Here is a 13867-nt window from a genome sequence, read left to right on the forward strand (position 1 = left end):
ACGAGGTTACGTTCGGGGCACTTCGATACTCACAACGAGTAACGGCGGCGCGGGTTACGGCTCCCGCGTGCGCGTGTTCGTCAGCTCTGCACCGCGCGGTCGAAGTCCGACTTCGGGTCGTTGATCTGGCCGAGCGCCACGACCTCGCGGCCGTAGAACAGCGCCTGCGTCCAGTCCATGAGCACGCGCAGCTTGCGGTTCACGGTGGGCATGAACATCACGTGGTAGCTGCGGTGCATGAACCACGCCGGCACGCCCTTGAAGCGCAGGCCGAACACGTCCGCGACGCCCTTGTAGAGGCCGAGGCCGGCGACCGAGCCGAGGTACTTGTGGAAGTAGTCCTTCGGCTTCTGGCCGCGCAGCGACGCGACGATGTTCTTCGCGAGCAGCTTCGACTGGCGGATGGCATGCTGCGCGTTCGGCACGCACGTCGCCGTCGGGTCCTCCTCGATGCGCGAGAGGTCCGGCACCGCGGAGCAGTCACCGGCGGCCCACACGCCGTCGAGGCCCTGGACCTGCATGGCGGCGGTGCACCGGACGCGGCCGCGCTCGTCGAGCGGGAGGTCCGTGTTGCGCAGCACCGGGTTCGCCTTCATGCCGGCGGTCCAGATGATCGTGTCGGAGTCGAACTCGGTGCCGTCGTCGAGAACGACGTGGCCGTTCTCCAGCGACTTCACGCGGGTGTCGAGGTACATCTTGATGCCGCGCTTCTCGAGCGCCTCGACGGTCCAGGCGCCGAGCTTGGCGGACACCTCGGGCATGATCCGGCCGGCGGCCTCGACCAGTACCCAGTTCATCTCTTCGGGCTTGATGCCCTCGTAGTACTTGAGCGCATACCGCGTCATGTCCTCGAGCTCGGCGAGCGTCTCGATGCCCGCGAAGCCACCACCGATCACGACGAAGCTCAGGAGCCTCTTGCGCAGGTCCGCGTTGTTGGTGCTGGCGGCCTGGTCCAGGCGCGAGAGCACGTGGTTGCGGACGTAGATCGCCTCGCCGATCGTCTTCATGCCGATTCCGACCTCGGCCAGGCCGGGGATCGGGAGCGTGCGGGAGATCGCTCCCAGCGCGGAGACGAGCACGTCGTACTCGATCTCCTCGACGTGGCCGTCCGACAGTTCGGCGGTCACGATCTTGCGCGCGTGCTCGATCTTGGTGACGCGGCCGGTGACGACGTGGCAGCGCTTGAGCACCTTGCGCAAAGGAGCGACGACGTGGCGCGGCTCGATCGAGCCGGCCGCCGCCTCGGGCAGGAAGGGCTGGTAGGTCATGTGCGGCTGCGGGTCGATCACCGTCACGGAGGCCTCACCGGAACGCAGTTTCTTCTGCAGACCGAGAGCCGTGTACATCCCGACGTACCCACCGCCGACAATGACGATTCGTGTGGGTTGCGACTTCACAGCAGCCATACACACATGGTGGCACCACGACCCCCTTTTTCGCGCGTCCGGAGGGGCCGTTGTGACTACCGTCGCCGGGTGATGCCGGACACCCTCCCGGCTGACCTGCGCCTTGACCGGGTTTTGAGGAGTTCTCCCTGAGAGTACCGATTCAGATCCTCAGCGCGACGACCCCGATGACGACCGTCAGAGCGCCCAGTCCGAGCACCTCCGCGAGGCCCGTGTTCGGCCCCGAAGGAAGTACGGCCGCGAAGGCCGCGACAACGAATGTGATCGCCTGGACAATGGCGAACCGGCGTGCCGGTGCTTTCAACGCCGCCGGCTCGATTTTCGTTTTCACCGGAACGACCGCCGCGAGTGCCGACGTCACGTGAACCAGGTGCAGTGCCGGAATCAGGACCAGCACGCCGAGCCGCAACGGGTGCCCCTCCCCGAACGCCATCGCCAGGGCCGCGTAGCCGATCAGCAACGCCGCGCCCGCGCTGCCCGGCATCAGCACCGTCACCACCGTCAGCACCGTGACGACCAGCAGCGGTGCGATCGACTCCGACTCCAGGTGCAGGACCAGCGTCACGGGCAACGCCGCGAGCACGATCGCGAGTCGCATCAGCATTCGCGGGTCACCGCCACCCCGTGCTCGGCCATCCTGCGCAGCCTCAGCCGGTGCTCCGCGGCGATCATCTCGGCCGCGACCTCGCCCCACGGCGTGTCCACGTCGGGCCGCAACGGCAGCGGCAGCGTGTTGACCGCCAGCACGACGTGCCCGTTCTTGCGCGTCTGCACGGCCAGCTCCGCGATCTCGTCGTCGAGGAACGGCGACAGCAGCACGACCACGCATCCGTGCGGCAGCTTGCGCAACGCCACGCGCGACGACCACCCGGCGGCCTGCACGCACACGACGAGCTGCGTGCGGATGCGCATCAGGTGCCGCCGCCCCACCCCGGAACGCACGGTGAGCTGGGGACGTGACAGGTCCACCAGTCCCACCCGGTCGCCCTGCCGCAGGTACCCGGCGGCCATCGACGCCGCCCGCCGCACCGCCCGGTCCAGGCTGCCGTCCGGCCGCGTCGAGGCGCCGTGGTGCGGTGACGACCACTCCGCCACGTCCGCTCCGACGTCGCTGCGGGTGTCGAGCGCCAGCACGACCTCCGCGTCGGCCTCGGCGTGCCGCTCGCGCACGTGGACGGTGCCGGTGCGGGTGGTGACGCGCCAGTCGATCCGGCGGAGCCTGTCCCCCGGCTGGAACGCCCTGATGTCGCGCAGTTCGGTGGAGTCGCCCGCGCGCGGCGAGCGGTGGATGCCGACCAGGCCCGCGGGACGGGGCGGCAGCGGTCCGGACGGGTGGTGCTCGACCGGCGGCAGGATCGTGCGCACGTGCTCGGCGCCGACGACCGGTCCGTAGACGTGCATGCCGTCCGGACCGGCGAACAGGTGGTCCAGGCGCAGGTCGACGCCCGGCCCCCACGCGTCGCGCCGGATCCGCACCGGCAGGTCGGGCGAGTGCGCGGGAACCGCCCGCATGCCACCGGGCAGCCGCACGACCGCGATCTCCGCGTCCGCGCCGTCGAGGTGCGCGACGGTGTGCACGACGCCCGCACCCGCACCGCGCGGCACGGGCTTCACGCTCACCTTCGGCACGCCGCGGGGTTTGTTCGTGAGCAGGACGGACAGGACGAGCGGGACACCGAACAGCACCAGCTCGACCTGGTGCAGGAACATCCCGCACACGACGAGCCCGACACCGAGCCAGACGGCGCGCGAGTACGCGTCCGTGGGGTGCCAGTGGGCGCCGTGCGACTGGGCGAACGCCTCCCGGAGCTTGTCCGCCCTGCTCATGAGCTGGGCGGGCCCGGAACCTTGGCGAGCAGCTCGGTGACGACCTGCACGCCGCTGACCCCGGACGTCCACGTCTCGGGCTTCATCACGAGCCGGTGCGCGAGGACGGCGACCGCGCACTCCTTGACGTCCTCGGGCGTCACGTACCCGCGGTCGTCCAAGGTGGCCAGTGCGCGGGCGACGAGCACGAGCGCCTGCGCACCTCGCGGCGACGCGCCGACCTCGACGGACGGGTGGCGCCGCGTCGCGACGGCCAGGTCGACGCAGTAGCGCAGGAGGTCGTCGTCCACGGTCGACCGCTCGATGGCGGCCTGCAGCCCGGCGAGCCGCCCCTCCGCGAGTACCCGCGGCACCTCGGCCTCCTCCCGCTGCCGCGCGATCCGCCGGCGCAGGACCTCGACCTCCTCCTCGACGGGCGGGTAGCCGATGTCGAGCCGCACCAGGAACCGGTCGAGCTGCGCCTCGGGCAACGGGTAGGTGCCCTCGTACTCGACGGGGTTCGAGGTCGCGAGCACGTGGAACGGCCTGGGCAGCGCGAACGTGCGCCCCTCGACCGTCACCTGCCGCTCCTGCATGGCCTCCAGCAGCGCCGACTGCGTCTTGGGCGGCGTCCGGTTGATCTCGTCGGCGAGCAGCAGCCCGGTGAAGACGGGGCCTTCGCGGAACTCGAACTCGCGGGTGCCTGGGTCGTAGAGGAACGAGCCGGTGACGTCCGCGGGCAGCAGGTCGGGCGTGCACTGCAGGCGGCGGAAGCCGAGGCCCAGCGCCTGCGCGAGCGACCGCGCGATCAGCGTCTTGCCGAGGCCCGGCACGTCCTCCAGCAGCACGTGCCCGCCCGCCAGCACGGCCGCGAGCGCGAGCCGCAGCGTCCGCGTGCGCCCGACGACGAAGCCGCCGATCGCGTCGAGGACCGCCTTGGCGTCGTGCGCCACCGAGTCCTGGCTGATCGTCACTCGACCCTCCTGAGCCTGTCCGCGAGTTCGTCCGGACCGGGCATCTCGGACGCCTCGATCCCCAGTCGTGCGAGCCGGGCGCGGAACCGCTCCCGGTAGCGCCTCGGGTCCTTCTCCGCCTCCGCCAGCCTGCTCGCGAGCGTGCTGGCGTGCGCGGAGCTGATCGAGCCCGGCGGTGGCGGCGGAGGGCTCCAGACGATGTCCGTGGCGCGCGGCAGCCGGGTGACCAGCACCCCGAACGCCGTCGGCGGCACCGCCAGCACCGCCGCCCACGGCGGTGAGGCGCCGAGCCACCAGACGACGACGCCGATCGCCACCCCGACCACCAACGCCAGCACGGTCCTCACGCGAGCTCCCGGACGATCCGGCTCAACTCTCGCCGCGCCTGCTCGGCTTGCGCGGCCGTCACGTCCTCGTGCCCGAAACGCGCGCGCCGGTAGAGGTCCTTCAGCACGGCCGCGTCCACGCCGAGTTCCTCCGTGAACTCGGTGGGCGTCTGGTGCGGCGCCCTCGGCTCCGCCGCCTCCAGCGCGAGCCAGGCGGCGATCACGGCGTCGCGCGGCGGCCGGCCGGGATGCCCGGTGAACTCCTGCAACGCCTTCTCGACGCGCCGGACCACCGGCACCTGCTCCCCGAGCTCGAACTCCTCGATCTCGACGCCGCGCACGCCACGGCGGCGGCGCCGGCGGGGCAGCTCGACCGCGAGGACCAGTCCGGCCAGTCCGACCAGGACGAGCCCGGCGAGCACCAGCAGGTACACCGTGAGCGGCGCGGCCACCACGACCGGCAGGTCGCCCGGCACGGCGAGGTCGGCGTCCGGCGAGCGGTCCTGCGGCGGCGGGCGGTCGTCCAGGCGGTTGACGAGGGTGACCGGGGACGTGCCGGAGGCCGCGGCGACGACGATCAGCAACGCCGCCACCGCCACTCCGGCCCGCCACCACTTCATGCGGGTCAGCCTCGCACGCCCGCGGGGACTTCGGATGATCCTTTGGTCGGTCAGTCGGAACCCGGCTCGGGCACCAGGCCGTCGGGGGAGGTCCGGCGCCGGGTCGAGCTCGGTGGTCGGGAACGCGGGCCGCTCGCTCACCACCGTGCCGCCGGTCCAGGGCTCCACCGTGCGGATCCCGAGTCCAGCTCGATCACTTCCGCCGCAGGCCGTCGAACTCCTGCAAGAGGTCCTCGATCAGCACGACCACGGACATCTTGATCTCATCCGGGTCGCTGAAACCCATCTCCGCCTCGGCGGCAAGCCGCGGAAGCAACTCCTCAGGCCCTGCCGCGAGTCCACGGAGGTCTTCGACGGCGCCCGCCACCACCGTGCTCGACAGCTCGTCCTCCGCGACGCGCGCCAGGCTCGACGCCAACGGTGCGGTGTCGATGGCACGGAGCAGGCGAAGGACGTCCAATCCGTCCTTGGGCTTCAGGCGGTGTGGCTGCTCGCGTCGCTCGGCGATCTTGACGATCTTGGAGACCAGCAGGGCAGCGGGTCCCGCCACCTTGATCTCGAACGTCCGCTGATCACGGGGATCGAGCGCACCGATCCGGCGAACCTCGTGGTCCACCACGGCCGGTTCCAGTCCCGGCGTCCTGCGCGCGGTCGCCGTGGCATCGTGCGGTGGACTGAGGTGAGCGGACCTCCGCCCTCCTCGACCGCACAACGCCTCGGGTGTCATGAGGTCGACCGCGATGTCACCCGGCCCCACCCAACTCCCCGGCTGCCGGCCGGGAGCGAATCCAGCAGCCTGCATGGCGTCGACGATCGTGGGCTCGTCCGCCAGCCGTCCGGGAACCAGCGCGAGGTCCGCGTCCGTCGTGGTCGGCGGTGTTGCGAAGTCCGCGTCGCCCGCGTGCAGGTAGACCGCCTGCGCACCGACGAGAACGAGGGCGTCCCGGTGAGGGCCCAGACCGTCCAGGGCATCGAGGAGAACCGCTCGAGCCTTGACGTACTCCGGCGCGATCATCGTTCCCAACCCGGTCCGCTCGACTCGAGTGCCGTCATGAGCTGTTCGGCCTCTTCAGTCGAGCGCCCCTGCCCTGTGACCAGGTCCGCGACGACCTGAGCGGGCGGGGCGTACTCGACACCTCCCACGAGCCGTGCCTTTTCTTGGACGACATCGTCATAAGGCCGCATCACCAGCACGTTGGCACCGCGGTCAGCGCGTTTCAGGCCGAGTTCCTTCATCAACCGGACCGGGTCCTCGGTGTACAGGCTGAGCGTGACGAGTGGCGACACAGGCGTCATGCCGGCCGGGAGATACGCGCGCAACGCCGCCGAGCCGGTCACGGCCACTTTCGTTTCCAGAGCCGGCAAGACCTTCAAAGCGTGGCTCAGCCCTCGCGGGTCGAGCGCCGTGATCACTTCATTCGACGCCATCACCTTGTAGTCCTGTGCCCAGCGCTCCACCAGCGACCGCTTGTGCACAGCGGTCACAGCGCCGTCCTCGGCCCGCTCGACCACCGCTTCCCGGTGCAACAGCTCGAGGACCCTCGCGCTCGTCGCAGCTCCCACCTTGGCGCGTTCAGCGAGCTCGCGGACGCGCAGCGGCAGTTCGGCGTCGGCCAGTTCGAGCACCACCCTGGCCGCAGCGGGCCCCCGAAGAGACTTCAGGAGCCGTTCGGCGGGATCCCGGAACTCGCTGCGCTCAGCACCGACCCGGTCGAGGAAGACCGCAGGCCGGTCGAGCCGCAGGCGCACGTTGCCGGTCAAGTCGAACCAACCGACGCCGTGCTCTTCCAGCTTGGCCCGGGTCATCGGGGACACGAACGGCGCCACCAGCAGCTTGCCCATGACAGGACCACCGTTGCCGGACAGGGCTTCGGCGAAGGCTTCGAGCTGCCGGACGATCATCGCCACGTCCCGCGGAACCACCGACTTCTTGCACTCGAGCAGGACAGGTGCACACGTCCCGTCCGGAGCGCTGATCTCGACCAGGGCATCGGCTCGCCTGCCACGGGGGACGTCCCGGAGAAGTGGCTGCTGTGCAACACGCACAGACCAGGTGGACGGCAGCAGCGAACGAACCGACCGCTCGAACGAGTCGATCAGCTCACCTTCTGACGTTCCACGTTCCCCGACGTTCCGTGACACATGGAACAGCTTATTACATGGAACACCTCCAAGACGCCAAACGAATTCACACGTCGGGCTGAACGTGGCTGCGTCAGCCCTTCGCCCTCCTCAGCACGTCCTGCAGCATCTCCTGCGTCAACCGCCCGGTGTAGGTGTTGTGCGGCGACACGTGGTAGCACCCGAACACCCGCAGCCCACCCGCCTCGACCTCCACCCCGTGCCCGAACTTCGGCGGCCGGGCGACCCCCAGCAGCGGCAGGAACGCCTTCCACCCGAACCCGCCGAGCACCACCACCGACCGCAGCCGGGGCATCAGCGAGATCTCCTCGCGCAGGAACGGCGAGCACCGGTCGCGTTCCTCGGCCGTGGGCTTGTTCTCGGGTGGCGCGCACCGCACCGGTGAGGCCATCCGCACTCCGTACAGCTCCATGCCGTCGTCGCGGGACCACGCGGACGGCTGGGAGGCCAGGCCGACCTCGTACAGGGCGCGGTACAGGAAGTCGCCGGACGGGTCGCCGGTGAACATCCGGCCCGTCCGGTTGCCGCCGTGCGCGGCGGGGGCGAGGCCCACGATCAGCAGCGAGGCGTCGAGAGGTCCGAAGCCCGGCACCGGTCTGCCCCAGTACTCCTGGTCCTGGAACGCCGCGCGCTTCACCGAGGCGACCGACTCGCGCCACGCGACCAGGCGCGGGCACGCTCGGCAGGACGTTATCCGCTCGTCGAGTTCCGTAGTGTTGCTCCCATGTCCGAGGAGAAGACCGAAGAGAAGCCCGAGTCTCCTGCTGATGATCTGGTCACCACCCAGCACAGCATCACCGTCAAGGGCCGCGAGCTGAACTACACGGCCACCACCGGGCGTGTCGTCCTCAAGGAAGAGGTGCTCAAGGACGGCGTGTTCGAGGGCCACAAGCCCAAGGCCGAGGTGTTCCTGACCGCCTACACGCTCGACGGCGCCGACCCGCTCAAGAGGCCGGTGACGTTCGCGTTCAACGGTGGGCCGGGGTCCGCCAGCGTGTGGCTGCACATGGGGCTCCTCGGGCCCCGCCGGGTGCTCAGCGGTGACGTCGGCGACCTCACGCCGCCGCCGTACGGGATCGCGGACAACGAGGAGACGCTGCTCGCGGAGAGCGACCTCGTGTTCATCGACCCCGTGTCGACCGGCTTCTCCCGGGCCGCGCAGGGTGAGAAGCCCGGCAACTTCCACGGCTACCAGCCGGACATCGACTCCATCGCCGAGATCATCCGGCTCTGGACGTCGCGCAACGGGCGTTGGATGTCGCCGAAGTTCCTCTGCGGAGAGTCGTACGGCACGCTGCGCGCGGCCGGGCTCGCCGAGCACCTGCAGAAGAAGAACGGCATGTACCTCAACGGGCTCATGCTGATCTCCTCGGTGCTCGACTTCGCGTCGATCGAGTTCAACGAGGGTCACGACCTCGGCTACACGCTCTTCCTGCCGACGTACGCGGCCATCGCGCACTACCACGGCCTGCACGGCGACCGGCCGCTCGAGGAGGTGCTCGCCGAGGCCGAGGAGTTCGCGGGCCGCGACTACCCCTACGCCCTCGCGCGCGGCAACCGGCTCTCCGACGTCGAGCGCGCCGCGACGATCGAGAAGCTCGCGCGGCTGACCGGCCTGTCCGAGGAGTACGTGGACGCGGTCGACCTGCGCATCGAGCACATCCGGTTCTTCACCGAACTGCTGCGCCGCGACCGCAAGACCGTCGGCCGCATCGACGCCCGCTTCACCGGCTGGGACACCGACTACGGCCGTGAGGGCATCTCCGCGGACCCGTCGATCGACGCGATCCTCGGCCCGTACGCGGCCGTGCTCAACCACTACGTGCACAGCGAGCTCGGGTACTCCAGCGACCTGCCGTACGAGGTTCTCTCGCGGGTCATCGAGCAGTGGTCCTACAAGGAGTTCGAGGGCCGCCACGTCACGACGGCGGGCAAGCTGTCGGCGGCGATGCGGGCGAACCCGCACCTCAAGGTCCACGTCGCGTTCGGCTGGTACGACGGCGCCACGCCGTACTTCGCGGCCGAGCACCTCCTCGCGCACCTGCAGATCCCCAAGGAGCTCACGGCGAACATCGAGTCGGCCTACTACCCGGCCGGCCACATGATGTACGTGCACGAGCCCAGCAGGATCCAGCAGTCCGAGGACCTCGCGGCGTTCGTGCGGAACTCGTCCAACACGTGATCCTCGACCTGTCCGACGACGCCGTCCTGCACGAGCTGTGGACGGTGCAACGGCTGGCGTACGCCGTCGAGGCCGAGATCATCGGCTTCGACGGCATCCCGCCGCTGCACGAGTCGCTCCAGGAGCTCCGGGCGTGTGGTGAGACCTTCCTCGGCCTGCACGACGAGGAAGGGCTGGTCGGCGCGGTGTCCTACCGGCTCGACGGGTCCACTGTGGACATCCACCGGCTGGTCGTGCACCCGCGGGCGTTCCGGCGCGGGATCGCCTCCCGCCTGCTCGACGCGCTGCCGGAGGGGCCGCAGGTCGTCAGCACCGGCACGGCGAACGAGCCGGCGCTGCGGCTGTACCGCAAGCGCGGGTTCGTGGAGACCGGCACCCGCGAGGTCGGTCCGGGCGTGTCGCTCACGGACCTCGCCCGGCCCTGAACGGGGTGAGGGGCCGCGCCCGCGGGCACGACCCCTCAACCAAATAGCCGCGATCAGACGACCGCGCGCTCCTCGGCGAAGTGGCACGCCGCGGGGTGGCCCCCGTTGCGCGGCACCAGCTCCGGGACCTCGGTCGCGCAGATGTCCTGCGCCTTCCAGCACCGCGTGCGGAACCGGCAGCCCGACGGCGGGTCGATCGGCGACGGCACGTCACCCGTCAGGCGGATGACGTCACGACGTCCGCGCTGGGTCGGGTCCGGCACCGGCACCGCGGACAGCAGCGCCTGCGTGTACGGGTGCATCGGCCGCTCGTAGATGTCGTCCTCGGTGCCGATCTCCACGATCTTGCCGAGGTACATCACCGCAACCCGGTTGGACAGGTGGCGCACCACCGACAGGTCGTGGGCGATGAACAGGTAGGACAGGCCCATCTCGTTCTGGAGCTCGCCCAGCAGGTTCATGACCTGCGCCTGGATCGACACGTCCAGCGCGGACACCGGCTCGTCGCACACGATCACCTTGGGCTTCAGCGCGAGCGCGCGGGCGATGCCGATGCGCTGGCGCTGACCGCCGGAGAACTGGTGCGGGTACCGGTTGACGTGCTCCGGGTTGAGGCCCACGATCTCCAGGAGCTCCTGGACCTTCCGCTGCCGCGAGCCCTTGGGCGCGACCTCGGTGTGGATCTCGTACGGCTCACCGACGATGTCGCCGACCGTCATGCGCGGGTTCAGCGACGTGTACGGGTCCTGCAGCACGATCTGGATGTCGCGGCGCAGCTTGCGCAGCTCCGCGCCCTTCATGCCGAACATGTCGCGCCCCTCGAAGCGCGCGACGCCGGACGTCGGCGGCTCCAGGCGCATCAGCACCTGGGCCAGGGTGGACTTGCCGCAGCCGGACTCGCCGACGATGCCGAGCGTCTCGCCCTTGTCGAGCGAGAACGAGACGCCGTCGACGGCCTTGACGTGGCCCACGGTGCGCTTGAACAGCACGCCGACGCGGACCGGGAAGTGCTTGACGAGGTTCTCGACCTCGAGGATGGGCTCAGCCACGAGCGACCACCTCTTCCGCGATGTGGCACCGGCTGGTGCGGCCCATGCCGAGGTTGTGCACGGCCGGGACCTCGGTGGGGCAACGGTCGAACGCCCGCGGGCAGCGCGGGTGGAACGGGCAGCCCGACGGGATGTTGGTCAGCGACGGCGGCAGGCCCTTGATCGTCTTGAGCTCCTGGCCCTTGAGGTCCAGGCGCGGCAACGACTCGAGCAGCGACTCGGTGTACGGGTGCCCCGGCGCGCGGAACAGCTCGTAGACGTCGGCGTGCTCGACGATGCGGCCCGCGTACATGACCGAGATCCGGTCCGCGACGTCGGCGACGACGCCGAGGTCGTGGGTGATCAGGATCATGCCCATGTCGCGTTCCTTCTGGATCTCCGCCAGCAGGTCCATGATCTGGGCCTGCACGGTGACGTCCAGAGCGGTCGTGGGCTCGTCCGCGATCAGCAGCTCCGGGTCGAGCGCCAGCGACATCGCGATCATCGCGCGCTGCCGCATGCCACCGGAGAACTGGTGCGGGTAGTCCGAGACCCGGCCCTTCGCGTTCGGGATCTTGACCTGGTCGAGCAGCTCGACCGCCCGCTTGCGGGCGTCCGCCTTGGACATGCCGCGGCGGACCTTGAGCTGCTCCTCGATCTGGAACCCGACCGTGAACACGGGGTTCAGGGCGGACAGGGCGTCCTGGAAGATCATGGCGATGCCCTCGCCGCGAACCGCGCGACGCTCGTCCGCCGACTTGGTCAGCAGGTCCTCACCGCGGAACTTGATGGTGCCGTTGGTGATGAACGCCGGCGGCATGTCCAGGATGCCCATGATCGTCTGAGCGGTCACGGACTTGCCGGAGCCGGATTCACCCAGCACAGCAAGGGTTTCGCCCGCCGAGACGTGGTACGAAACGCCGTTGAGCACCTTCGCGACACCGTCGCGTGTGCGGAATTCCACGTGGAGATCCTCGACCTCCAGCAATGGCTGAGTCACGGGATCTCCCCTATCGGGACTTGGGGTCGAGGGCGTCGCGCACGGCGTCACCCAGCATGACGAAGGCCAGCACGGTGATCGTGACGAAGCCCGCGGGGAACAGCAGCATGTGCGGAGCCGACTGGAAGTAGTCGCGCGACTCCGAGATCATCACGCCCCACGACACGACCGGCGGACGCAGGCCGATGCCGAGGAACGCGAGGGTCGCCTCGGCGCCGATGAAGGCACCCAGGGCGATCGTCGCGTACACCAGCACGGGCGCCACGGTGTTCGGCAGCAGGTGCCGGAACACGATCCGCAGCGGCGAGGCACCGAGGCCACGCGCGGCACGCACGTAGTCCTGCTGCTTCGCCACGAGCGTCGCGGAACGCATGATGCGCATCGCGACGGGCCACGACAGCACGGCGATCGAGAGCACCACCTGCGTGATGATCCGGACCTGGCCGGGGTTCTCCGACGGCGCGTTGAGCGTCGTCAGGATGACGATCGCACCGAGCACGAACGGGATGCCGGCGAAGATGTCGCCGAACCGCGAGAGCAGCGAGTCGAGCCACGTCTTCGCGTAGCCCGCGATGATGCCGATGATCGAGCCGATCAGCACGGTCAGCAGCGTCGCGAACAGGCCGACGAGCAGCGACGCGCGGGCGCCGTGCATCGCGCGGGCGTAGACGTCGTAGCCCTGCAGGTCGTAGCCGAACCACGCGTCGCCGGACGGCGACTGCAGCGACTTGTCGAGGTTCGCGGCACGCGGGTCGACCGACGTGAACAGCGTCGGCCAGATCGCCATCAGGACGATGACCGCGATGATCACCAGCGAGATGATGAACGTGGGCTTGCGCCGCAGCTCACCCCACGCGTCGCTCCAGAGCGACCGGGGCTTGCGCTGCTTCTGCGACGAGTCGTCGAGGTGGCTGGCCTGATCGACTCCGGCCGCCGCGGACGCCTCGAGTCCGGCTCCACCGGACACGGATCCTGGGTCACTCATAGCGAATCCTCGGGTCGAGAACGGCGTACAGGAGGTCGACGAGCAGGCTCATCAGCAGGTACACCAGCACCAGCAGGGTCACGATGCCCGTGACCATGACGCCTTCCTTCTCCTGGATGCCGCGGAAGATCAGGCCGCCGATGCCGTTGATGTTGAAGACGCCCTCGGTGACGATCGCGCCGCCGAGGAGGCTGCCGAGGTCGGTGCCGAGGAACGTGATCACCGGGATCAGCGAGTTGCGCAGCAGGTGGATGCCGACGACGCGGCTCTGCGGCTGCCCCTTCGCGATGGCCGTGCGCACGTAGTCGGCACGCCGGTTCTCGACGATGCTGGAGCGGGTCAGGCGGGCCACGTAGGCCATCGACAGGCTGCCGAGCACGAAGCCGGGCAGGATCAGCTCCCCGAACGTCGGATCGGAGCTGACCGAGGTGTCCATGAGGTCGAAGCCCTGCGGGCCGAGGTAGAGCCGCAGCACGAAACCGGTGACGAAGACCGGCAGCGAGATCAGGAACAGGGTCGAGACCAGGACCAGGTTGTCCAGGAAGCCCGACTTGCGCAGACCGGTGAGGACACCGGCGATGATGCCGATGACGGCTTCGATGATCAGCGCGATGATGCCCATCTTGAGCGTGATCGGCCACGAGGTGCTGATCTGCTCGCCGACGGAGACGCCGTTGAAGGTGGTGCCGAAGTCACCGACGACCAGGTTGCCGAGGTACTTGAAGTACTGGAGCAGCAACGGGTCGTTGAGGTTGAGCTTCTCGCTCATCTCGGCGATGTAGGCCGGATCGCACGGCCGCTGGCCGCACTTGCCCGCGAAGGGGTCCTGCGGGATCGCCCAGACCAGGGCGTAGATCAGGAAGGTGGTCCCCAGGAAGACCGGTATCAGCTGCAGCAGACGGCGCAGCACATAGCGACCCATGAGGTCGGCTCCTTGCGTGGTGGGGGGCACCCGAGGTTCCCGGACACCGGT

General features: G+C 69.6%; 15 protein-coding genes. 2 read left to right on the forward strand and 13 right to left on the reverse strand.

Features of this window, described 5'->3' with window-relative positions; all coding sequences use genetic code 11:
* Positions 1–80: 80 nt before the first annotated feature.
* The 9 genes from L6E10_RS16570 to L6E10_RS16610 all read right to left on the reverse strand — a co-directional run bounded on the left by L6E10_RS16570 (position 81) and on the right by L6E10_RS16610 (position 7968).
* Positions 81–1406: an NAD(P)/FAD-dependent oxidoreductase gene (locus L6E10_RS16570; RefSeq protein WP_236220414.1), complete on the reverse strand. Its 1326-nt coding sequence runs from the start codon at positions 1404–1406 to the stop codon at positions 81–83.
* A gap of 142 nt (positions 1407–1548) precedes the next feature.
* Positions 1549–2010 (reverse strand): hypothetical protein, encoded by a 462-nt coding sequence (locus L6E10_RS16575; protein WP_236220415.1) that lies wholly within the window; start codon positions 2008–2010, stop codon positions 1549–1551.
* On the reverse strand, positions 2004–3233 hold the full coding sequence (locus L6E10_RS16580; protein ID WP_236220416.1) for a DUF58 domain-containing protein: 1230 nt from the start codon (positions 3231–3233) through the stop codon (positions 2004–2006). The genes L6E10_RS16575 and L6E10_RS16580 overlap by 7 nt, the downstream gene beginning before the upstream one ends.
* The gene (locus L6E10_RS16585; protein WP_236220417.1) at positions 3230–4186 is read right to left on the reverse strand and encodes a MoxR family ATPase; all 957 of its coding nucleotides are present in this window, start codon (positions 4184–4186) and stop codon (positions 3230–3232) included. The genes L6E10_RS16580 and L6E10_RS16585 overlap by 4 nt, the downstream gene beginning before the upstream one ends.
* Positions 4183–4533, reverse strand: a complete 351-nt coding sequence (locus L6E10_RS16590; RefSeq protein WP_236220418.1) for a hypothetical protein — start codon at positions 4531–4533, stop codon at positions 4183–4185. The genes L6E10_RS16585 and L6E10_RS16590 overlap by 4 nt, the downstream gene beginning before the upstream one ends.
* A complete protein-coding gene (locus tag L6E10_RS16595; RefSeq protein WP_236220419.1) occupies positions 4530–5132 on the reverse strand; it encodes a DUF4129 domain-containing protein in 603 nt (200 codons plus the stop codon). The genes L6E10_RS16590 and L6E10_RS16595 overlap by 4 nt, the downstream gene beginning before the upstream one ends.
* A 193-nt stretch (positions 5133–5325) precedes the next feature.
* On the reverse strand, positions 5326–6147 hold the full coding sequence (locus L6E10_RS16600; RefSeq protein WP_236220420.1) for a GSU2403 family nucleotidyltransferase fold protein: 822 nt from the start codon (positions 6145–6147) through the stop codon (positions 5326–5328).
* Complete coding sequence (locus L6E10_RS16605; RefSeq protein ID WP_236221093.1) at positions 6144–7034, reverse strand: type IV toxin-antitoxin system AbiEi family antitoxin; 891 nt, start codon at positions 7032–7034, stop codon at positions 6144–6146. The genes L6E10_RS16600 and L6E10_RS16605 overlap by 4 nt, the downstream gene beginning before the upstream one ends.
* 313 nt (positions 7035–7347) lie before the next feature.
* Positions 7348–7968 (reverse strand): uracil-DNA glycosylase, encoded by a 621-nt coding sequence (locus tag L6E10_RS16610; protein WP_236221094.1) that lies wholly within the window; start codon positions 7966–7968, stop codon positions 7348–7350.
* A gap of 30 nt (positions 7969–7998) precedes the next feature.
* On the opposite strand from L6E10_RS16610, the gene L6E10_RS16615 reads away from it, so the two are divergent.
* The gene (locus L6E10_RS16615) at positions 7999–9456 is read left to right on the forward strand and encodes a S10 family peptidase (protein WP_236220421.1); all 1458 of its coding nucleotides are present in this window, start codon (positions 7999–8001) and stop codon (positions 9454–9456) included.
* Positions 9453–9881 (forward strand): N-acetyltransferase, encoded by a 429-nt coding sequence (locus L6E10_RS39835; RefSeq protein ID WP_236220422.1) that lies wholly within the window; start codon positions 9453–9455, stop codon positions 9879–9881. Before L6E10_RS16615 ends, L6E10_RS39835 begins: the two co-directional genes overlap by 4 nt.
* 53 nt (positions 9882–9934) lie before the next feature.
* On the opposite strand, the gene L6E10_RS16625 is transcribed toward L6E10_RS39835, so the two are convergent.
* The 4 genes from L6E10_RS16625 to L6E10_RS16640 are packed head-to-tail and all read right to left on the reverse strand — an operon-like array spanning position 9935 to position 13816.
* On the reverse strand, positions 9935–10930 hold the full coding sequence (locus L6E10_RS16625; RefSeq protein ID WP_236220423.1) for an ABC transporter ATP-binding protein: 996 nt from the start codon (positions 10928–10930) through the stop codon (positions 9935–9937).
* Positions 10923–11909: an ABC transporter ATP-binding protein gene (locus tag L6E10_RS16630; protein ID WP_236220424.1), complete on the reverse strand. Its 987-nt coding sequence runs from the start codon at positions 11907–11909 to the stop codon at positions 10923–10925. The genes L6E10_RS16625 and L6E10_RS16630 overlap by 8 nt, the downstream gene beginning before the upstream one ends.
* Positions 11910–11919: 10 nt before the next feature.
* The gene (locus L6E10_RS16635) at positions 11920–12894 is read right to left on the reverse strand and encodes an ABC transporter permease (RefSeq protein ID WP_236220425.1); all 975 of its coding nucleotides are present in this window, start codon (positions 12892–12894) and stop codon (positions 11920–11922) included.
* Positions 12887–13816, reverse strand: a complete 930-nt coding sequence (locus tag L6E10_RS16640; protein WP_090099939.1) for an ABC transporter permease — start codon at positions 13814–13816, stop codon at positions 12887–12889. The genes L6E10_RS16635 and L6E10_RS16640 overlap by 8 nt, the downstream gene beginning before the upstream one ends.
* Positions 13817–13867 lie beyond the last annotated feature (51 nt).

The organism is Lentzea sp. CC55 (genome assembly GCF_021056325.1).
GTDB classification, from domain to species: Bacteria; Actinomycetota; Actinomycetes; order Mycobacteriales; family Pseudonocardiaceae; genus Lentzea; species Lentzea jiangxiensis.